We start from the raw sequence: 21,613 nt of genomic DNA on the forward strand, positions 1-21,613 counted from the left end.
TTGAAAATAGCCATAAAAATGGAGAACGACATGAGTAATGTACCTGCTGATTTGAAATATGCGACGTCACACGAATGGGTGCGTGAAGAGCAAGAGGGTGTGTATACCGTTGGAATTACTGACCATGCTCAACATTTGCTGGGTGATATGGTGTTTGTTGAACTCCCGGACGTTGGTGATAATGTTTCTGTTGGTGAAGAGTGTGCGGTTGCTGAGTCAGTAAAAGCTGCTTCAGATATTTATTCACCTCTCAGCGGTGAAATCATCGCGGTAAATGAGCAACTAAGTGATGCTCCAGAATTAGTTAACGGTGAGCCATACGCTGAAGGATGGCTGTTTAAAATCAGAGCCAATGATATTAATGAGCTCAATAGTTTATTGGATGCGGCAGGTTACCTGGCAACGCTGGATGATGAGTAACTGATAAAACGCCCTGTACTTAAGATACAGGGCGTTTTGCTTTTATTTCCGCTATCCGTATTCCTTCACAGGTATCAGTCCATATCAGGCATGGCGGCCTTATCGAATAAATTCAGGAAGGTTATCCAATGAATCGAACAATTAAGCAGCTTGAGTACGGCGAATCTTTTATCGAGCGCCATATTGGTCCATCCGCAGAGCAGCGTCAGCAAATGCTGGAAATTATTGGGGCAAAAAGTCTTGATGAGTTAACTCAGTTTATTGTTCCTGCCGATATTCAATTACCACATCCTCCGGCAACGGGCGATGCCCAGACGGAGCATCAGGCACTGGCGGAGCTCAAAGCCATAGCAGAACAAAACCAACGCTATAAATCGTATATTGGTATGGGCTACAACGCAGTCCTGACGCCACCGGTGATTTTGCGTAATATGCTGGAAAATCCGGGTTGGTATACCGCTTATACTCCGTATCAACCGGAAGTCTCTCAGGGGCGTCTGGAGGCGTTACTCAATTTCCAGCAGATGACTCAAGACCTCACCGGTTTAGATTTAGCTTCAGCATCATTGCTGGATGAAGCAACCGCCGCGGCAGAAGCCATGGCAATGGCTAAACGAGCCAGTAAATTAAAACTGGCCAACAGTTTCTTTGTGGCTGAGGATGTTCATCCGCAAACTATTGATGTCGTTAAAACTCGCGCAGAGGCTTTTGGCTTTAATGTGATCGTTGGACCTGCCAGCCATGTGTTAAACCATAGCGATCTGTTTGGTGCTTTAGTTCAACTGACCGGCACTACCGGTGAGTTACATGATGACAGTGCGTTATTGCAGCAGTTAAAACAGCGTGGCGTTATTACCTGTATGGCCGCAGATATTATGTCGCTGGTGTTGCTGGAGTCTCCGGCCACTATGGGGGCTGATGTGGTGTTTGGTTCCTCTCAGCGCTTTGGTGTTCCGATGGGCTACGGTGGACCACATGCTGCGTTTTTTGCCTGTCGTGATGAATTTAAACGTTCCATGCCGGGACGGATTATCGGCGTATCTAAAGATGCTGCCGGTAACACCGCACTGCGTATGGCGATGCAGACTCGGGAACAGCATATTCGTCGTGAAAAGGCTAACTCCAATATCTGTACTTCACAGGTGCTGCTGGCCAATATTGCCGGTTTTTATGCGGTGTATCATGGCCCCACAGGGCTTAAACGCATCGCTCAACGTATCCATCGGTTAACCGATATTCTGGCGGCAGGATTACAACAAAAAGGGCTTACGCTTCGTCACCAAAGTTGGTTTGACACCCTGTGCGTAGAGATTGCGGATAAAGCGGCAGTGTTAACTCGTGCACTGAGCTTTGGCGTTAACCTGCGGGCCGATCTGGATGGTGCAGTTGGCATCAGTCTTGATGAGACAACCACAGTAGACGATTTGAATACCCTGTTTGATATTTTGTGTGGTGACCATGCAGATATCGATATCGACGTATTAGATCGCCAATGTATAACCCAAAGCCAGAGCATTCCTGCGGCGTTATTACGTCAGACCCCAATTCTGACTCATCCGGTATTTAACAGCTATCACAGCGAAACCGAGATGATGCGCTATATGCACCGTCTGGAACGTAAAGATTTGGCGCTAAATCAGGCGATGATCCCATTAGGATCCTGCACCATGAAGTTGAATGCTGCCGCCGAGATGATCCCTATTACCTGGCCAGAATTTGCCGAACTGCACCCGTTCTGTCCGCCAGAGCAGGCAACCGGATATCAGATCTTACTTGGTCAACTCTCCCAGTGGCTGGCACAAATCACCGGTTATGATGCGGTATGTATGCAACCTAACTCCGGCGCTCAGGGGGAATATGCCGGATTGCTGACCATTCGCCGTTATCACGAAAGCCGCGGACAGGGTAATCGCCATATTTGTCTGATCCCAAGCTCTGCTCATGGTACTAACCCGGCATCTGCTCAAATGGCTGGTATGAGCGTGGTAGTAGTGGATTGTGATAAACAGGGGAACGTAGATCTACAGGACTTAAGAGCCAAAGCGCAGCAGTCAGGTGATGAACTCTCCTGCATTATGGTGACGTATCCATCCACCCACGGGGTGTATGAAGAGACCATTCGTGAAGTGTGTAATATTGTGCATCAGTTTGGTGGTCAGGTATATCTGGACGGTGCCAATATGAACGCACAGGTTGGTATTACCACTCCAGGCTATATTGGCGCTGATGTTTCGCACCTTAACCTGCATAAAACCTTCAGTATTCCTCACGGCGGCGGCGGGCCAGGCATGGGGCCGATTGGCGTGAAGAAACATTTAGCGCCGTTTGTTCCCGGGCACAGTGTAGTTCAACTGGAAGGCGTGATCACTCATCAGGGGGCAGTCTCTGCCGCACCGTTTGGCAGTGCTTCTATTCTGCCAATCAGTTGGATGTATATTCATATGATGGGGGCGGAAGGGCTGAAGATGGCCAGTCAGGTAGCGATTCTGAATGCTAACTATATTGCCCGTCGGCTAAAAGATGCCTATCCGGTGCTCTACTACGGCGTAGACGGTTTAGTGGCTCACGAGTGCATTCTGGATATTCGCCCGTTGAAAGAGGAGTGTGGCATTACCGAAATGGACATTGCCAAACGCCTGATTGATTATGGCTTCCATGCACCAACCATGTCATTCCCGGTCGCGGGTACATTAATGGTGGAGCCAACCGAGTCAGAAAGTAAGGTGGAATTGGATCGCTTTATTGATGCCATGTTGGCTATTCGTAGCGAAATTCGTCGGGTACATTCCGGTGAGTGGCCGCTGGATGATAACCCGCTGGTAAATGCACCGCATGTACAGGGTGAGTTGGTACACGAGTGGAACCATCCTTACAGTCGGGATCTGGCGGTGTTCCCGTCTCAGGCAGTGTTCCATAATAAATATTGGCCAACGGTAAAACGTCTGGATGATGTATATGGGGACAGAAACTTATTCTGTTCTTGTGTGCCGGTGGGGGAATATCGGTAAGTTTGTTGAGTATTCCGGCCGTGATTACAGATTGTTTTACTTTCTGTGTACGGCCGGAAGCGTGTTTTTACTTTGTATTAAAGCTGTCAGATTCGACGATTAATTTACAATAAGTTAAGGCGTTTTATCTGTTGATAAAACGCCTTAACTAGTATCTTTATCTCTTATAGTTGTATTGTTCTTTTAGCGTTCCATTTTCATCATATTTTTCAATTCTGCTTAATTCGCCATTTTTGTACAACGATCGTTCAGATATTTTACCGTTATTGCGCCATTCTTCGCGGCTAACAAATTGCTCGTTTTTATACAGGTCTTTTATTCTTAAATTACCATTCTCATACCATTCCTGGTAACTTACCATTTTTCCTTTCTTATAGAGTTGTTTGATCTTTGGTTTACCATTTTCATACCATTCTTCCCGACTGTTCGGATTATTATTTGCATCAATATTTCTGGAGTGGGGTTTACCATTTTCATAGAAAAACTCAGTAATGTATTGATTACCTTTATTATAATAATTAGAACGTAATTGACCATTATTGTGCCAGGTTTTGCTAAAACCTACTTTGTTTCTTTTTGAGTCATAATGATATTCTTGTTCTTTATTTCCATTTTGCAACCATATTTCTTCACTGACTAATTTCCCTTTATTATATATTTTTCGTGTTTTTATTTTAGCGTCAGGCCAGTATGTTTCGTTTTTACCAGTAAGAATACCATTAACATAATGCTCTATCTCTTGTACTGTTCCATCGGGATAATACTTTGTCTCTGTACCATTTTTTAATCCTGAATCGTTATAGCTATATTTTCTTATAATTTGCCCATTGTCGGCATAGGAAATCCCATTTTTAGTGATTTCATTATTTCCCTTAAATAGCCGTTTTCCTGCTATTTTACCATCTTCATGGTAACTGATAGATTCACCTTCAAGTTTGCCATCCTGATAATAACTAACAGACCTGACTTTTCCTGATTTATCATAAAAATAAGTACTTTTTCCTTGTTGACGGCCTTGTCTGTCGTATGTGCCTTGATGGTATAAAGAACCACTGCCATAAAATGCCTGATACTCTAAGATAAAATGGCCCATAAGAAATTGGCTATTATCGATATAGCCCTTCATGGCTATAATGTCTGGATGTTTGGTGTATCTGATTTCAAATTCCCAGGCACTTTTCTCTGGCGCCTCTTTCAATGGTAATTGAATAAAATATTGTGCATTATCTTTTTCTTCTGCTGATTTATATTGTCCATTATCAGTTAGAGGAATGTCTTCGCCTGCCCACGCCCATGTGTTTAACCATATTTTATCTGTCTCTGATGTGTATTCTTTGCCGCACTTTCCTTCCGCACAATCAACTATTTTTGTTATCAAAACACCATCATCAATACATTGACCATAGGTAAACTTATAAAACCTTTCTTGCCCTGTATTGTTACGCAGGTCTACCCACATCTTATCAAATGTAGTTTCGTCAACACCTAATGATGCAGGTGATAACATGGCCCTGGCTGGTCCACATTTCGTTTTTTTATTGAGGTCCAGTACATTATAAGTATCAGATTTATTATGGTTTGAATGACTACGTACAGGATAGAAATCTCTGATTTGATTAATTTGAACGTTATCGGGGTTGTCAGAAAGACTGCATGATGTGGAGAGGAATATTATTCCAATCAGAGGTAATAGTAAGATCGTTTTTTGTCTATTCATTCCATTTGCTCTTTTCGTTTTAGCATTCATTTAATGATAATCAATGAGTATGTAGAAGAGGAGAAGGCTTTTCCTTGGGTTTCATCAATTATCTTTAAAAAATTATTGATAACTAATTGTTTATAAAATTAATTTTATTGATTTGCATTGGCAGCAGAGTGATCTTTTTGGTGATACATCACTAATCATCATACTGAAATTACTTAAGTTTGTAAGGATGAAAGTATGAGATTTCCGTTATCAGGCATCGCTATTGATGTTGATACATGCCGACCACTTATATGGAATAACCCTATCCAACGCTTGATTATTAGTGTTATATTTCCCGCAATATGGGGAGATGTTTTCTTTCTCTGCCATTTTGCGGCACTTACTTGCATATCTTACTGATATATCAAGGTTCGTTCCCTTGGTGTTTTGATGGGGTATGTCAGGCTGTCAGAATGAGAAAAGTGACAGACTGCTCATATACAAAAATGACGTGCGATAACGTACGCGTAAAAAATAGCAAGCAAGCAAACACACAACATAACTAAGAGAAATTAAAGTATGGAAATACTTGAGCAACTGGTCGATCAGGTTAATAGCCTGCTCTGGGACCATCTATTGATATTCCTGCTATGCGGAACAGGGATCTATTTCACCATTCGTTTAGGTTTTATCCAGATTCGACATTTTGGCTCCGGCGTTAAAGCGCTGTTTGGCGGAATGTCGCTTAAAGGGGATAAAGCAGGCAAGCACGGGATGAGTTCATTCCAGGCGGTGGCAACGGCCATTGCTGGCCAGGTAGGAACAGGGAATCTGGCTGGGCCGGCAACGGCAATTCTGGCGGGTGGACCGGGTGCTATTTTCTGGATGTGGGTTTCCTCTTTTCTGGGGATGTCGACTATCTATGCTGAAGCTATTCTGGCGCAAAAATTCAAAACCAAAGACAGGAACGGGCAGACCGTTGGTGGTCCTGCGTACTATATTGAGCAAGGTTTAAAGTGTAAGTGGCTGGCCTGCGTTTTCGCCGTGCTAATTATTTTTGCTTTAGGCTTCATCGGTAATATGGTGCAGTCCAACGCGATTGCTTCTGCCTTTAACAGCTCTCTTGGTGTACCAAACTGGCTGATGGGCGTAATCATGGCTATCGTTGCCGGTGTGGTCATTATCGGTGGTATTCGCAGCATTGCTTCTTTCAGTGAGAAAGTCGTGCCAATTATGGCCATCTGCTATCTGATTGGTGCTTTTACTATTCTGGCATTTAACTACCAATACGTTTTACCTGCATTTGAGTCGATTTTTATCGCGGCATTTAATCCGCAGGCGGTAGTTGGTGGTGGTGTCGGTATTGGTATCCAGCAGGCGATGCGCTTTGGTATTGCCCGGGGTCTGTTTGCTAACGAAGCCGGTATGGGTTCTACGCCTCATGCTCACGCCGTTGCCCGGGTAGCGAGACCAGAACAGCAGGGCTTTATCGCTATGATGGGGGTGTTCGTGGTATGCGTTATTGTTACCGTGACTGCTCTGGTGATTATTACTTCAGGTATGAAGGAATGGGAGGCAGCGGGTCGCGTTGGTGAATCCTTCCTGAGTATTTTCCACGGTCAGGGAATTACCGTGACACAGCAGGCTTATACCTATGTGTTTGGCCATTTTGGTAGCCTGTTTATTTCGGCGTCGCTATTCTTCTTTGCGTTTACCACCATTATTGGCTGGTACTATTATGCGGAAAATAACGTGCGTTATCTGTTTAGTTCAACGTCCGCAGTCCGTATTTACCAGTTCCTGGTGATCTGCTTTATCTTTATTGCCTCACTGTTTAATGTGGAACTGGTGTGGAAAATGGCAGATATGTTCAACGGCCTGATGGTGTTACCGAACCTTGCTGCACTACTGCTGCTTTCACCGATTGTGATTAAGCTGGGTAAAATGGCGGGATACGGTAGCGGTATTGCGGATCCTGAGCCGGGTCAATAACGTCGTGTAATTTTAGTTATATAGACTACAACAGGCGGCAGCATCGAAAGATGGTGCCGCCTTTTTGTATCGTGACTTCACTTAGCTTGCAGCAAATGCCTTACTGTATAACAGCAAGCTGGAAATAATAAAAATGGCCGCCAATAAAGCGATACGTATTTTTGATTCACCAAACATTATAGAATTTCCTGAATGTGATTCGATTTATTGCGATGGCGTTTTAGTAGTTGTAGTATCTGACGAGCAAAAACAATGCGGCTGGCATTAAGAGAATATTTACGAATCAGCAAACTAAGCAGCTCAATGATTAGCATTATTCCGCTGAAAATTAGAAACATTGTTATAACAAAGAAAATGAATGTATCCGCTTCTTTCATCCACACCAGTTTATTAAGTAGTCCATCCTGTTGCCATACCTCATAAAGCGCAATACCTGAGACCATAATGAATGCACACAGGCATGATAGCCCCATGGCTATGTAGATGTTTTTCAATTGTTGATATGAGGTCGCCAATCCGCTGATTTTTAAGTAAGCAGAACCATCTTCTTCATTATATATACCAAGAATCCTATGGTTGTTTTTATCAATAACCAGATTTACTGTGTCATTTTCTGCTAGAAAAAAGGGATGCTGACGATAGAACACTGGATTGAAGTCTTCCAGTATTGTGCTAAATCCCGCCCTAAATAGAAGAGGGTTTTGTCGAAAAGAGAATGCATAATCGACATAGTCGCGTCGTGAGTTTCCTGAGCCGGTGAAACCTCGCTGTGCCCGTACGTGAGTGATATTACCACGTAAAGTACATAAAGAGATTTCGTCCAGTTGGGCTAAATCTGCGGGATGAATATTATCCAGGTCGCTACCTGATTCTGCTTGAGGTAAACATAAGGTCTGTGATGATTTATCCAATAGTGTCGAGTCAACAGGCAAACAAAATGAGCGTTTTCCCTGTTTAATATTTTCTAGTCCCCACAATATGTTACGCATGGTTCTGTTAATCTTAACGAACAACTTGTGTATGGATGAAAACAATAACCAGCAGCCCACAGCTAAAGGGATTGCGAGTAAGATGAACAGAAGTAATATTATCCAAATATTTATATCAGACTCGAAAAGACGTAAGAATGCGTATATAGAGATAGCAATCAATGACAGAGATAGGGGAAGCTTAAGCAACGTAACTAATGGATTTATATAGGCTGATTTTGGTTCCAGTATTCCTTTTGCTTCATTATAAATCCAATGAATCCAATAAGTTCCATCCTTAAGTCTATGTGTGCCAACATAAATCTTATCACCTACAGTGAGGTTTTTTAGTAGTGATGGATCGATAAACTGTCGACTGTCAGTATAAAAAACTTTATCCATTGCGATCAGGCGGTGTAGATGTTCTTCGCCAGATGCATTTTGATCGTGCCGGGCTAATTCTATAGTAAAGAAATGGGCCTTATTCATCACTGATAGCCTGAGTAGTAATTCTTACAGCGATGAGATTATCACAGATTCATTAATAAAGTCTTATAGTTATAAATTTCCAATTAAAATAATTTCGATCCTGTTTCTAGTGCTGAACTGAATTCTTATTCGATAAATATTTCACAGATTTACATAAAATATTCAGCTTACATGTGTACACTGAAATGATTCTCATATACTCTGATATCGGTTGTGAAAATCAAAACTATCGACGTTGTTTTTATCCTGAATAAAAGGTCACCGTATGTCAGCGTCTGTTAAACAGGGTTACTCCGTAGCCGAAGAGATTGCCAATAGTATTAGCCACGGCATTGGATTTATTTTAGGTATTGTCGGGCTGGTACTGCTTTTAACTCAGGCCATCGGTAAAGATGCCGGTTCCCTGGAAATTACCAGCTATAGCCTGTATGGCGGCAGCATTATTCTGCTGTTTCTGGCCTCAACGCTTTATCATGCCATTCCCAATCAGGCTGCCAAGCGTCGGCTAAAAGTGTTTGACCACTGCGCAATTTATCTGCTGATTGCCGGTACCTATACGCCTTTCTTGCTGGTGGGATTAGGCTCTCCACTGGCACAGGGACTAATGGTGGTTATCTGGAGTCTGGCACTGATTGGTGTGCTGTTTAAGTTAGCATTTACTCACCGTTTTAAAGTGGTCTCACTGGTAACCTATCTGGGAATGGGGTGGCTTTCTCTGGTGGTGATTTATCAGATGGCGGTGAAACTATCAGTAGGGGCGGTTGGGCTATTAGCGGTAGGTGGAATTATTTATAGTCTGGGTGTTATTTTCTATGTGAATAAGCGAATCCCGTTTAATCATGCTATCTGGCACGGTTTTGTGCTGGGTGGCAGTGTCTGCCATTTTCTGGCCATTTATCTGTATATTGCCTGATGATAATCTGGCTTCCTGCAACACAGCAGGAAGCCAGTTGAATATTACGCTTTGTCGGTTTCTTCCAGTGAATAAGGTAACGGTTGAATAGTTAACTGACTGGTTACATCATCTTTTACCCGCAGAACAGCATCACTGTCCAGATCGTTATTTAATACCGCCTGTACCCAAATAGTGTTGTCTGTCAGTTTGACTGAGGCCAGCACGGTACCGGTACGGCGCCAGTTCTCTCCCAACTGCAATTCCAGATCGTCCCCGGTATTTGGCAGACTCAGTGCCTTACCCGATAGCCAGTACATGGCGCGTTTATTCGCACCGCGGTATTTAGCACGGGCAATCATCTCCTGTCCGCTATAGCAGCCTTTGGTAAAGCTGATACCATCCAGAGCCTGAATATTAGTAGCCTGAGGAATAAATTCATCGCTGGTGGCGCTGTCAATCACCGGAATACCGGCTTCAATATCCAGTGCCAGCCACTGGCGGCTATCATTCAGCGCCGCTTTACCCAGCAAATAACCGTACAAACTGTTAGCTTCATCCTGATTGGTTACAAACAGGAAGCGCTCGGTTGGCAGAGAGAAGTGCAGAATGCAGGTATCGCCATGTTGCACTACGGACGTGGTGGCATCCGGCAGCGTTGCATAAAGGGATGACAGCATGGTTCGGGCATTGCTACCTGCAACACCCAAAAGTACCGCGTCATTTTTTCGCTCAATGGTGACTTTAGAGAACACCGCATACTTTTTAAGCTCGGTGAGTTGGTTATCACACAGGCTACTGCGCTGTAGATAAGCCAGAGCATCACCATACTGGAACAGGCGAATGGCGCTCCACATTTTGCCTTTGGCGTCACAGTGAGCGGCTAACTGATGTTGATCCGGCTGTAAGGCAAACACATCATTACTAAGCTGCCCTTGTAAGTACTTACGATTATCTTCACCGCTCAGGGTTACCAGAGCCCAGTCTTCTAGTGATATCAGAGTCAGCGACAGGTCAGAGGATGGACAGGCTAACTGAGAAGGTAGTGGGGATTTATAAGTCATAGGTACTCCAACATAAATAGAACAATATACAGATGAGCCCGGATAACAAATTCAGGGGCCGCCATATTGCGGCATTAAGCTGTTGCATAGTTTACTTAACAATAACGAAATGCAGTATAAGAATCGTGGTTCTTTCGCTGGAAAGTTTTTCGTTAATGAAGGTGTGATATTGAATCCGGATAAAACACCATGCTCTATCGAGTATAAGTCAGATTTGGCACAACAATTTCGATCCTTATGGCAAATTTAAGCTAACTTTATCTGTAGCCTTTCCCAAATCCGAGCCAAATTGTTACTCTACACCACCACGTAACCTGATATGAGTAAGAGTCATAATGGATATTAATAATAAAACCCGAATTCACTGGGCGTGTCGCCGCGGAATGCGCGAGCTGGATATTGCCATCATGCCATTTTTTGAAAATGATTATGACAGTCTGCCGGATGCCGATAAGCAAGTGTTTATTCGCTTACTGGAATGTGAAGATCCTCAACTGTATCGCTGGTTAATGAATCAGGCAGTACCGGAAGAGGCAGATATGGCTCGTATGATCAAAATGATTCAGAAGAAAAATGCCGAACGTAGTTCTCTGGCATAGTGACATTAGGGTTTCCTGGAAAACCCAATGCATTTCATTGTTGATACACGGTGCCCTGGTACTACTCGTGTTACTCTCCCCGTGGAATGATGGTTATTGGCCGCTGTGGCTAACGCTGGTGACTCTGGTCATTTTTGACTGTTTACGCAGTCAGCGCCATATACAGCGAATGCAGGGTGAGATGATATTGCTGAGTAATTACGATATTCAGTGGCATCGCGAAGAGTGGCGCATATCAGGAAAGCCGATGATGTTAAAATGGGGCGTTATGTTGAGGCTTACGTCTGTCTCGGGAAAATACTCCCGCCGTCGCGTTTGGCTGGCGACCGACAGTATGGATGCAGAAGCATGGAGTAGCTTACGTTTTCATCTTCTTCAGCTTGATAAACAACAGAATAAGCATTAAAAAATGATGGAAAGGGCACAGGTAGCCCGAATGAAAGGATATGGAATAAGGTTATGTCACTAATTTGGCTGGTTGAAGATGAAGCAAGCATCGCGGATACCCTAATCTATACGTTAGAGACCGACGGTTTTGAAGTTCGCTGGTTTGAGCGTGGCGAACCGGTGCTGGCTGCCCTGAACCAGAGCCGACCGGCGTTAGCCATTCTTGATGTCGGGTTACCGGATATTAATGGTTTTGACCTGTGTCGTCGTATGCTGGCGCAATCTGCCGATTTACCGCTGATTTTTCTCACCGCCCGTAGTGAAGAGCTGGATCGGATTGTCGGTCTGGAAATCGGTGCCGATGATTATATTGCCAAGCCTTTCTCCCCGCGCGAAGTCAGCGCCAGAGTTCGAACTATTCTGCGTCGTCTGGAAAAACAGCAGCGAATGTTGCCCAGCTACGGCGCATTTGGACTGGATGAAGAGGGCGCCACGATTACCTTCTGCGGTCAGACATTATTACTAACCCGCTATGAGTTTCTGCTGTTAAGAACGCTGATTAAATCACCTCGTCGGGTATTCTCCCGCCAGCAACTGATGGATTTGGTATGGCAGGATGCAGAAGAGAGTCTGGATCGTACCGTGGATACCCATATCAAAACCTTAAGGGCCAAACTGCGGGCAATATCAGAAGAAACCAATCCGATTCAGACCCATCGCGGTTTGGGATATAGCCTGAGTCCTGATAAATGAGAATCGGTTTTCGCTTACTGCTCGGCTTTTTTATGATTGTAGCCGTGGCGGCTTATTTCGTTATGAATATTTTTGTTCAGGAAGTGAAACCCGGCGTGCGGCGTGCAACAGAAGGAATGATGGTGGATACCGCCAACCTTCTGGCTCAAATTGCCGAACAGGATATCCGTAATCGCAACCTGAGTCAGGGTCATATTGCTCAGGCTTTCTTTGATATTAATCGTACGCCGATTGGCGCTCAGATTGACCATATTGTTAAAAACCGGATGGAGTATCGGGTCTATATTACTGACAGCAAAGGGAAAGTCATTTTTGATTCCAGCGGCGAAGCACTGGGTCAGGACTACTCGCGCTGGAACGATGTCTACCTGACTCTACGAGGAAAGTACGGTGCGCGTAGTACCCGTCTTGATCCTGAAGATGAAAGTACTTCAGTCATGTATGTAGCAGCACCGATTAAATCCTCTGACGGTAAGATAATTGGGTCACTAACCGTATCCAAACCTAACCAGACTATGCAACCAGTCATTCGCCGCAGTGAACGCCGAATGGAGATTGCTGGCGGCATTTTATTAGGTATTGCGCTGGTGATTGGGGCCGGTTTTGTATGGTGGATTAACCGTTCTATTTCTCGTCTGGTGCGCTACGCCAGTGAAGTGGCCGATGGCAATGCACCAACCTTGCCGAAAATGGATAGCCCGGAGTTATCCAGTCTGGCCCGTGCGCTGGAAAGTATGCGAATTAAGCTGGAAGGTAAGGACTATATCGAAAAATATGTCCACACTCTGACTCATGAACTGAAAAGTCCACTGGCTGCCATTCGTGGTGCGGCAGAGATCCTACAGGAGATGCCGCCAAAACCGGTAGCTCTGCGCTTTATCAGCAATATTCAACAACAAAATGAACGGCTGCAACTGCTGGTGGACCGCATGTTGCAACAGGCTCAGGTTGAGAGCCGAATTCGTCAGGAGTTGGCACCGGTGGATCTGGCGGAAGTCTTGCACAGTGTGATTGCCGCTAAAGAGGCGCAGATTACCCATCGTAAAATTCAGCTAACCAGTCAAATTGACGCACCGGTCAGCGTTCGTGGCGACAAGCTGTTGCTGGAGCAAGCGTTCAGTAATCTGCTCGATAATGCTTTGGATTTCACGCCAGAAGGCGGCGAGATCTCGATTAGCGGTGAGTTTATTGATAAACATTATCGCATTATTGTGGCAGACAGCGGCCCGGGCATGCCGGAGTATGCGCTGGACAAAGTGTTCGATCGCTTCTATTCCCTTCCTCGTCCGGATAAAGAGAAAAGTACCGGACTGGGCCTGAGTTTTGTGCGAGAAGTCGCCTCTATTCATCAGGGAACTATTCGTTTAGTGAATGGTGAACAGGGGGGAGCAAAGGCCATTTTCATTCTGCCGGTGAAAGAAAAATAAGTCATCTGACTTGATATAAATCGCTGACTTCACACTGCCTTCACACAACATCATCATCTGTTCACGCAGCACATTTATCCTGACCTCATAATAGGAACAGGAGTGTTTGGTGATGTTTAAATCAACGTTATTTTGGAAAGTGTTTGTACTTATCGTACTAACGTTACTGATGTTAGTACCTATTGGCATGGTGCTGGAGATGATTGATGGCCGTAATCAATATCGGGAAAGTGTCATTAGCCAAATTAAAGATGGAACCAGCGGTGAACAGACGGTTATTGGACCAATATTAGTGGTTCCCTATGTGCGTCTTGAAACTGAAATTGTCACTGACGACACCAAAAAAGGCAAAACGATAAAAAAGGTCAACCGGATACAGGGGCAGAGTTACTTCCTGCCGGATAACTTAGCGGTTGATGGTAGCGTAAATGTAGAACCACGTAAGGTGGGTATTTATCAGACTCAGGTTTATCAGAGCCAGTTACAGTTTAAAGGCTCTTTCGGTAAAGTGAGTTTAGTTAATAATGACAAAATCACCTATGAGAAGCCGTATCTGGTATTAGCGCTGGCAGATTCCCGCGGCATTACCGCCGTACCAACGGTTAAACTGAATCAACATCAGAGCGTGTTTCAATCCGGAACAAAATATTCAGAATTCCCTCAGGGAATGCATGCTGTCTTCCCTGAAGCAGTGCTGACTTCTCCACAGCCGCTGGATTTTGAATTTACCGTTTCACTACAGGGAACGGGTCATCTGGCGCTGATGCCGGTTGGGGCAACCTCAACGTTTAATCTTAGCGGTAACTGGCCACATCCAAACTTCCTGGGGCAGTTCTTACCGACGAAACGTGAAGTTACTGAACAGGGCTTTACCGCCAGCTGGGAGAGCAGCTGGCTGGCTAATAATATTAATAACAACTTTGGTCGTTATGATATGAGCGATATTCGCAGAAGCCAGGCTCAGTCACGTTCATCAAGTTCATACAGCTATACTGAATCGGAATACAGTGAAGGCAGCAGAATGTCGGGCTTTCCGACCTTCAGTACCAGCTTTATTGAGCCGGTTGATCATTATCAGTTGAATACGCGCACGGTGAAGTACGCCATTCTGTTTATCAGCATGACTTTTGTCGCCTTTTTCCTGTTCGAAGTGTTGAAGTCGTTATCTATTCACCCGATGCAATATCTGTTGGTGGCTGCTGCGCTAATGGTGTTCTACGTTATTCTGTTGGCACTTTCGGAGCGAATCGGTTTTGCCTGGGCTTATTGTATTGCGGCGGTAAGCTGTAGCAGCCTGATTGGTTTCTATTTAAGTGCGGTATTGAAAGGGGTATGGCGTGGTATCAGTTTTGCCGGCGGGTTATTGATTCTGTACGCGGTACTGTATGTCCTGTTGCAGTCTGAAGATAACGCCTTGCTGTTAGGTGCCGGATTACTGTTTGTGGTATTGGCTGTCATTATGACATTGACTCGTCGATTAGACTGGTACAAGGTTGCATCGCCAGCATCGCCAGCATCGCCAGCATCGCCAGCATCGCCAGCATCGCCAGCATCGCCAGCATCGCCAGCATCGCCAGCATCGCCAGCATCGCCAGCATCGCCAGCATCGCCAGCATCGCCAGCTGCACCAATTGCATCTGCGTCTACATCAGGTGGCGGCATGCAACCTTCCGGTGATGCCAATATTGAGTCAGTGGCCGAACAGGATGCTGATAGTCTGGAACGAAGAAAATATCGGTTATGGAAATAACATTTCTGAACTGATGGGTTGTTAGCCGTAAATTTGCCTCACCCCGTATTTCAACGAGAGTTGGAGTGCGGGGTTTTTTACATTTCAAAACACCGTTTCGGTGAAGACACCACACCATTTAATCATCTACCCAGAGAAAGAACATCTGCTCTTATTATTTAATTTGAGTCATGTTTTTAAACGGTTAAATACAGCGGTTAGTCACGATGTACTACGATCGTTTCGTATTTAAAATTTATTTAAATATCAATAAAATAAAATCAATAATTACAGTAATGATAGTTTCAATAACTAAATATCCTGCCTTTTTTTAATCTATTATCCATCATAAAAAAACTAGTATTTTTAACAGGTATAAAGTGGTGTATCCATCTTGTATAATTCTCGCTCAAATAGGTAAAAATAAAATAATAACTAAATGTGACTATAAGGTAGCTTTATTTAGTTATTCATAACGGATAATGACCACGGACAGGGTATGCCTTTTAAAACCAATCCCAATCTCGCACATCGGAAGCGAGCTTTTCTGTATTTCTGGGGGCCAGCGGCGCTATTGCCGTTTGCCTTTTATGCCCATTCAGCGCCTGAGCTGAACAGCATTAATAACCAGCAAATCATCAATCAACAAGAGCGTCAAAAAGCACTGGAAGAACAGCTTGCGCCAGAGCAGCCTGATGTGCGTATAAAACTGCCTGCCGGTAGCTCAGCGATTGCCCAATTCCCACAGGAAGCGAACTGCATCACCATCAATCAGGTGACGTTAAGCGGCAGCGACTATTTAACCAACTGGTTGCTGCTACAGCGGGTAGCCGATCAGGCCAAAGGGCAATGTATTGGTGGTAACGGCATTAATTTGCTGATGAGTGCCATACAAAATCGGTTAGTGGATCGTGGCTATATCACCAGTCGGGTATTAGCGCCACCGCAGGATGTGAACAGCGGTGAGCTGAAACTGCAAATTCTGGAAGGTAAAGTCAGTCATATTATGTTTACCCCTGAAAGCGGCGGCTATATCCAGTCGTTTAATACCCTACCGATATCTGAAGGGGATTTACTCAACCTGCGGGATATTGAACAGGGAATAGAGAACCTGCGACGGGTTCCCACTGCGCAGGCGGATGTCAATATGCTGCCGGGCGCTGAGCCGGGAGAAACCGATTTAGCCATCAGTTGGAAACAGGATCGCCACTGGCGGCTGGGCGCATCACTGGACGATTCCGGCACCACCAGTACCGGTCGCTATCAGGGGGGATTGACACTGTATGTGGATAACCCACTTTCCCTTAGCGATACTTTCTATATTTCCGGCGGTCATGACCTGCAATGGAAAAATGATCGGGGTAGTCATAACTATACCGCTCACTATTCCGTGCCTTATGGCTACTGGGGATTCAATGTCACTACCAGTGCTTACAGCTACAACCAGAAAGTAGCGGGCCTGATTGAGAATTACGACTACAGCGGTGACAGTAACAACCTGACCTTTGGACTGAGTCGTTTGCTGCATCGCGATGCCTCACAAAAAACTACTCTGACTTACGATGTGCTGCTGAAATCGACCCGTAACTATATTAATGATACGGAAGTAGAGGTTCAGCGCCGCAATACTTCAGCCTGGCGTCTGGGTTTACAACATCGCCACTATATTTACGCCGCCACCCTGGATGCCGGAATAAGCTATCAGCAGGGTACCCGCTGGTTTGGCGCGCAGCCTGCTCCGGAAGAGTATACCGGTCTGGCGACGGCCCTGAGTAAAATAGCTCAGATTTCCGCCAATCTGGACGTGCCTTTCAGCCTGTTTGAACAGAAATTCAGCTTTCGCAGCCAGTACCAGCGTCAGCTTCCTTCATCCACCAGCCTGACTTCACAGGACCGCTTCTCCATTGGCGGCCGCTATACGGTGAGAGGTTATGACGGCGAACTGAGCCTGTCAGCGGATCGGGGTTGGTTCACCCGCAATGAACTGGCATGGCAAACGCCGCTACCGTCTCAGGAGCTCTATGTCGGGTTGGACTACGGCGAAGTGGGCGGTGGGGGAAGTGAGTACCTGCTGGGGAAACATCTGGCGGGGGCCGTGCTGGGATTAAGAGGTTATGCCCTGAATACCAGCTATGACCTGTTTGCCGGTATTCCCACCTCAAAACCGGATGGCTTTAAAACCGATCCGGTAACGTTAGGCTTTAACCTGAACTGGCAGTATTAAGGAGGCGCGAGATGAAATATGGAAACTTTCATATCACCGCCCCGTTAATGCTGGGTGGTGAAATAAACGAAGCGGAGGTTCTGGGGGCATCGGTCTGGTTATGGATGCACTCTCCACAACACAATACCGCATCGTTGAATACGCTACCGACCCTGTTGCTGCCCATTATTAAAAACCAGCAGTTTGTTTTAGTCAGTGAAGGTAATAAGCCGGTGTTTTTTCTGTCATGGGCGTGGATGAATGAGCAGGCTGAATGCCGTTACTTTACTGAAGATGCCTTAATGTTCAGAGAAGAGGACTGGACCAGCGGTGAGCGTTTATGGATCCACGACTGGATCGCGCCATTTGGCCATTCGATAGCGATGAAGCGAATTGTCACCGACATTATTTTCCCTGAACACTTTGGCCGCATGATTTATCACAAAACCAAAAACTATCAGACCAAAACCTGGTATGGCAAGAATACCCGACGACAGGAACGAGAACAGTGGTACAGGGAGCATCCGGTTATTAAAGACGAGATGGCACTGGCTCTGTTAGCTCAAACGTTAAATCAGTAACCTTGTCTCTGGCAGATGTGAATAACTAAAAAAAATAGTAAAAGGATTTCACTCATGAACAAGAATTTATACCGTGTAGCGCGGCGAAAAATATTGCATAGCGTCGCGCTCTAATTTACATAGCCAACGATGTATAAAAATCATTTATTTTGCATAGTGCAAAATAAATCGCGACTACATTAACTCCGGAGGTATAGGTAACTTAATGTCAGGCGCTTTTGATGCATCAACAGCGATTACAGCGTCAATATAATCAAGCCATGCATTAAACCGTATTTTTTCGACATCAGACAACCTTCCTAGTGTCAATTTTGACGGCCAATTATAACGATTGATAATGGCGTTAGCGTTATCAACTGCCATGTTCTTTTTCATCTCCATTGCTGCTGTTAATTCTTCTTTGGTTGGTGGTGGAATATCTATCCATGTAGGTAAGCCACCATCGGTTGAGCCTCGCTTTTTCCCTGAAGGCGGCGTCCCGGCATACTCCGAAAAAGTATCTGCCGAAATCTCTATTAAATCTAAAGGCCACGTTTTCGATGCTTCATATGCTGATTGATTAATATCTGAATACATCAGGTTTTCAGCAGGGCTATAATAATATTTCATTGCCATTAATTCCCCCAAGCTTCCCATAGTGTACCTTTACCAGAATTTAACGGTGCCAAGCTTGGCCCCGCTGCGCTTATTGATGCAACACCCCAAATTTTCATACCAGCTTTTGATGTAACGCCAATCATGCAAAGGTTGATTGATGCGTCTGGATTTCCAGCATCAAACGTACGTGCATGATGAATGCCATTTGGAAATGGCACCGGAAATGTAATATCTATCGAATTACAACTACCTCCAATCGCACCGGATGTACCCCATTGCCGCATTAGGCCGTTAGAGAAATACTGAATGCCTCCGCCCGCAGTATAGGTTACCCCTTGACTGCTCATATCAGGTATTTGCCATGTGCCTGTACCTACATCGCAAACAGCCGCAGATTTTAGGCCAAGATTTTTTCGCGAGTCGGCTTGCGCCCCGGCACCCGCAATGAAAATTTCATATAAATTTCCCTGACGATGCAAAATTTCATCTAAAAATGCAACTTCCTCTAACCCAAGGTTTTTAACTGCGGCGGCGGATTTATCAAGGTTTTTTAATTCAGATAATGCATTGTCTGATTGTAAATAGCGTACATTTAATGCGGACATCAATTGATTTGATTGTTCAGTGTTAGCGTCAATACCGGCTGCGGTCAATAATGTTAGTATTTCTGATTGCATAGAGCGTGTTGCATCTTGCACGTTGTTGAGCCACTTAGAATCAACAATAGTGCCTTTTATACCGGTTAATTCATTACCATCAACAAAAACCCCGCTAGGGGCATCAATCGGCGGGATAAGCTCTTTCATTTCTCTTCCTTATAACTAAAATATACATACGTAAAAGCGGGTTTCAGCTCGTTAAATAACGTTTCGATGACGTCATCACCAAAACTGGTTAAGCGCTCCCCAGCACAGCTAACCCCCGCTCTAAACCGATAAACTGGCGTTTTATTGCCATAAATAATGACGTTCCAGACATAGATAATTTCAGGGACATAGATTCTGTCACCAGCACGGTTGACGCCAGCTCGAAAAGGTTCAAATTCTTGAATTTCAATGAGGTATCCGAGGGATGCGGCAATCCGTTTGAAATAGGGAATACTTAATCCGCCTGTCTCAGATAATTTCGCAAGAACGCGTTCTAAGCGCTGCTGATACGTGGCGTCGGTTGAAGGTATAACATCGAGAACGCGCTCCCAATCATTAATTAAGTTGTTAGCAAAAAATGGCGTAACCGCGTTTAGCACCTCGTTTGATTTCTCTTTTGTTACATCAAGCAAAGCACCCTCGGCGCGTAATTCTGCGCTAATTCGTGTCCCTTTAGGGTCATAGCTGACGGGAGGCAGTAACAGTGCTAACAACGTGGCGCTATTCATCATTCATGCCTCTAATCTGAATATCACCCACCTTGATCCATTCAACGACCAATTCATCAACAGTCGGTTTGACGTTATGTTCAGGTAAAATGATGTTTACGTCTGTGATACCGGTAATTGTCAGTATTTGCGCGCTAATTTGAGCAATGATTAACGGCTGTCCCGGCTCAAGACGATTGATTGCCACTTCAATAATTGATGTAACCTGATTAATTGCGTCGTCTTGGGTGATACCGTCTCGGGTTATTTCAATGATGAAGTCAACAGCTTTCAGTGTTGCAGTTAAAATAAGCGTATCTTTTGCCGTTACGGGGCGTAATCCTTCGATATAATCTTTCACGGTTTGGATAAGCTCTACAGGCGCTATCCCTGAGCCACTAATAATCACTACGTCAACCGTTCCAAGACCTCTCCGCAATGGGTAAACGTAAGCACCTGTTACGCCATCCACCTCCAAAGCCCAACGTCTATAATCATGGCGATTTCCCCCCGCAGGCGGGCGGCGGATTAACTCTAAGAGCCGGGCGAGTAAATCGGCGTCGGTTTCGTCATCAGTTCCCCCGGATAGCGGTTCAATAATGACTGTACTATCGACACCGAACGGCGCACTAACTAACGTCCCATTCATTGCCGCAGAGGTATTCTCTTGAGTCCCGGCACTAGACGCTTGAATGCGAACATTAATGACACCATCGTCATCAATGACAGCATCTTCAGTCGTAAATAATGACCGAGTTTCGCGCTTAATTTCGGAACCCGCAGGAAGGTTGGAACCCGGTTCACCAGTGACCATGATTGAACCTGTCGCAAACGTGGCACTTTTACGTCTTAAACCACGCGTCCGGGCGTGTAGTTCTAAGTATTCCGTGTCTGCTGTATCGGGGAAGATTTGACGAACAATCCACGCCTGATCGCGATGAATTCCGGCAACAAGACTGGCGATAGAGGATGCCCGGATAAAATAATCACTATCCGCGCTGATGTCGGCATCCGGGATGCCGTTTTTCAGGTCGCGCAACAATTCATCGCGCAAAGTGGCAAAAGTCTTGGTTAAGAACGGCATTATGTCAGCCTCACAGGGTGTTTAAATACCTGTTATTTGTCTGTCGCATCAATAACGCTAACGTTTAATAACAAAAAGCCTGTTCGGTAGCGGGTTGTCGTGAGAGTAACAGAGCGAGCGCGTTTATCATCAATTAGCGGTTGTAATGCCTGCTCGGTATACTGTTTCGCTAGTCGATAAACTCTGGATAAATCTTTCTCCCGCTCCAGTTCGTGAAGTCGTGACCCTAATGTCGGATCAGCCCACCAACTACCAAGCGGAGTCATCAGTCGCAAATAAACGGCGTTCGCCAATGTGTCAGTTGTACTACCGTTGTAATCGCGGGTTTTTGGGTCAATTAACATATCCATGCAGCGATTATGGCTGCATGGATAAACAA

Annotated in this window: 19 protein-coding genes; 11 read left to right on the forward strand and 8 right to left on the reverse strand. The window is 45.0% G+C overall.

Annotated elements, in window-relative coordinates; translation table 11 throughout:
* Positions 1-30 precede the first annotated feature (30 nt).
* Positions 31-420 carry a glycine cleavage system protein GcvH gene (gcvH, locus tag EKN56_RS02885; protein WP_130590432.1) on the forward strand — a complete coding sequence of 130 codons (390 nt, stop codon included), beginning with the start codon at positions 31-33 and terminating at the stop codon, positions 418-420.
* 128 nt (positions 421-548) lie between these two features.
* Positions 549-3,428, forward strand: coding sequence for an aminomethyl-transferring glycine dehydrogenase (gene gcvP / locus EKN56_RS02890; protein ID WP_130590433.1), 2,880 nt, complete (start codon positions 549-551; stop codon positions 3,426-3,428).
* Positions 3,429-3,585: 157 nt separating this feature from the next.
* Here gcvP and EKN56_RS02895 read toward each other — a convergent pair whose 3' ends face one another.
* Positions 3,586-5,145, reverse strand: coding sequence for a toxin-antitoxin system YwqK family antitoxin (locus EKN56_RS02895; RefSeq protein ID WP_168189591.1), 1,560 nt, complete (start codon positions 5,143-5,145; stop codon positions 3,586-3,588).
* Between the two features lie 549 nt (positions 5,146-5,694).
* Between EKN56_RS02895 and EKN56_RS02900 the strand changes: the two genes are divergently transcribed.
* Positions 5,695-7,107, forward strand: coding sequence for an alanine/glycine:cation symporter family protein (locus EKN56_RS02900; protein WP_130590435.1), 1,413 nt, complete (start codon positions 5,695-5,697; stop codon positions 7,105-7,107).
* 176 nt (positions 7,108-7,283) lie between these two features.
* Here EKN56_RS02900 and EKN56_RS02905 read toward each other — a convergent pair whose 3' ends face one another.
* Complete coding sequence (locus EKN56_RS02905; protein ID WP_130590436.1) at positions 7,284-8,564, reverse strand: hypothetical protein; 1,281 nt, start codon at positions 8,562-8,564, stop codon at positions 7,284-7,286.
* A gap of 265 nt (positions 8,565-8,829) precedes the next feature.
* On the opposite strand from EKN56_RS02905, the gene trhA reads away from it, so the two are divergent.
* Positions 8,830-9,477: a PAQR family membrane homeostasis protein TrhA gene (gene trhA / locus EKN56_RS02910; RefSeq protein WP_130590437.1), complete on the forward strand. Its 648-nt coding sequence runs from the start codon at positions 8,830-8,832 to the stop codon at positions 9,475-9,477.
* Between the two features lie 44 nt (positions 9,478-9,521).
* On the opposite strand, the gene ygfZ is transcribed toward trhA, so the two are convergent.
* Positions 9,522-10,520, reverse strand: a complete 999-nt coding sequence (gene ygfZ / locus EKN56_RS02915) for a tRNA-modifying protein YgfZ (RefSeq protein ID WP_130590438.1) — start codon at positions 10,518-10,520, stop codon at positions 9,522-9,524.
* A 335-nt stretch (positions 10,521-10,855) separates the two neighbouring features.
* Here ygfZ and sdhE point away from each other — a divergent pair, with 335 nt between their 5' ends.
* The 7 genes from sdhE (at position 10,856) to EKN56_RS02950 (ending at position 18,199) form a co-directional block, all read left to right on the forward strand.
* Positions 10,856-11,119, forward strand: a complete 264-nt coding sequence (gene sdhE / locus EKN56_RS02920) for an FAD assembly factor SdhE (RefSeq protein ID WP_130590439.1) — start codon at positions 10,856-10,858, stop codon at positions 11,117-11,119.
* Positions 11,094-11,525, forward strand: a complete 432-nt coding sequence (locus tag EKN56_RS02925) for a protein YgfX (protein WP_130590440.1) — start codon at positions 11,094-11,096, stop codon at positions 11,523-11,525. Before sdhE ends, EKN56_RS02925 begins: the two co-directional genes overlap by 26 nt.
* A 53-nt stretch (positions 11,526-11,578) precedes the next feature.
* Entirely contained in the window at positions 11,579-12,259 is a 681-nt protein-coding gene (gene creB, locus EKN56_RS02930) for a two-component system response regulator CreB (RefSeq protein ID WP_130590441.1), read from the forward strand.
* Positions 12,256-13,686, forward strand: a complete 1,431-nt coding sequence (gene creC / locus EKN56_RS02935) for a two-component system sensor histidine kinase CreC (RefSeq protein ID WP_130590442.1) — start codon at positions 12,256-12,258, stop codon at positions 13,684-13,686. The genes creB and creC overlap by 4 nt, the downstream gene beginning before the upstream one ends.
* Before the next feature lie 112 nt (positions 13,687-13,798).
* Positions 13,799-15,436 carry a cell envelope integrity protein CreD gene (creD, locus tag EKN56_RS02940; RefSeq protein ID WP_130593575.1) on the forward strand — a complete coding sequence of 546 codons (1,638 nt, stop codon included), beginning with the start codon at positions 13,799-13,801 and terminating at the stop codon, positions 15,434-15,436.
* Positions 15,437-15,914: 478 nt separating this feature from the next.
* Entirely contained in the window at positions 15,915-17,639 is a 1,725-nt protein-coding gene (locus EKN56_RS02945) for a ShlB/FhaC/HecB family hemolysin secretion/activation protein (RefSeq protein ID WP_130590443.1), read from the forward strand.
* Positions 17,640-17,650: 11 nt separating this feature from the next.
* The gene (locus EKN56_RS02950; protein WP_130590444.1) at positions 17,651-18,199 is read left to right on the forward strand and encodes a toxin-activating lysine-acyltransferase; all 549 of its coding nucleotides are present in this window, start codon (positions 17,651-17,653) and stop codon (positions 18,197-18,199) included.
* A gap of 174 nt (positions 18,200-18,373) precedes the next feature.
* Here EKN56_RS02950 and EKN56_RS02955 read toward each other — a convergent pair whose 3' ends face one another.
* The 5 genes from EKN56_RS02955 to EKN56_RS02975 are packed head-to-tail and all read right to left on the reverse strand — an operon-like array spanning position 18,374 to position 21,584.
* Positions 18,374-18,814: a tail fiber assembly protein gene (locus EKN56_RS02955; protein ID WP_168189592.1), complete on the reverse strand. Its 441-nt coding sequence runs from the start codon at positions 18,812-18,814 to the stop codon at positions 18,374-18,376.
* On the reverse strand, positions 18,814-19,602 hold the full coding sequence (locus EKN56_RS02960; RefSeq protein WP_130590446.1) for a gp53-like domain-containing protein: 789 nt from the start codon (positions 19,600-19,602) through the stop codon (positions 18,814-18,816). Before EKN56_RS02960 ends, EKN56_RS02955 begins: the two co-directional genes overlap by 1 nt.
* Positions 19,599-20,174: a YmfQ family protein gene (locus tag EKN56_RS02965; RefSeq protein WP_313770513.1), complete on the reverse strand. Its 576-nt coding sequence runs from the start codon at positions 20,172-20,174 to the stop codon at positions 19,599-19,601. The genes EKN56_RS02960 and EKN56_RS02965 overlap by 4 nt, the downstream gene beginning before the upstream one ends.
* A complete protein-coding gene (locus tag EKN56_RS02970; protein WP_130590447.1) occupies positions 20,164-21,234 on the reverse strand; it encodes a baseplate J/gp47 family protein in 1,071 nt (356 codons plus the stop codon). The genes EKN56_RS02965 and EKN56_RS02970 overlap by 11 nt, the downstream gene beginning before the upstream one ends.
* A gap of 32 nt (positions 21,235-21,266) precedes the next feature.
* Positions 21,267-21,584: a phage GP46 family protein gene (locus EKN56_RS02975; RefSeq protein ID WP_130590448.1), complete on the reverse strand. Its 318-nt coding sequence runs from the start codon at positions 21,582-21,584 to the stop codon at positions 21,267-21,269.
* Between the last annotated feature and the right edge of the window lie 29 nt (positions 21,585-21,613).

It is taken from the genome of Limnobaculum zhutongyuii, assembly GCF_004295645.1.
GTDB classification, from domain to species: Bacteria; Pseudomonadota; Gammaproteobacteria; order Enterobacterales; family Enterobacteriaceae; genus Limnobaculum; species Limnobaculum zhutongyuii.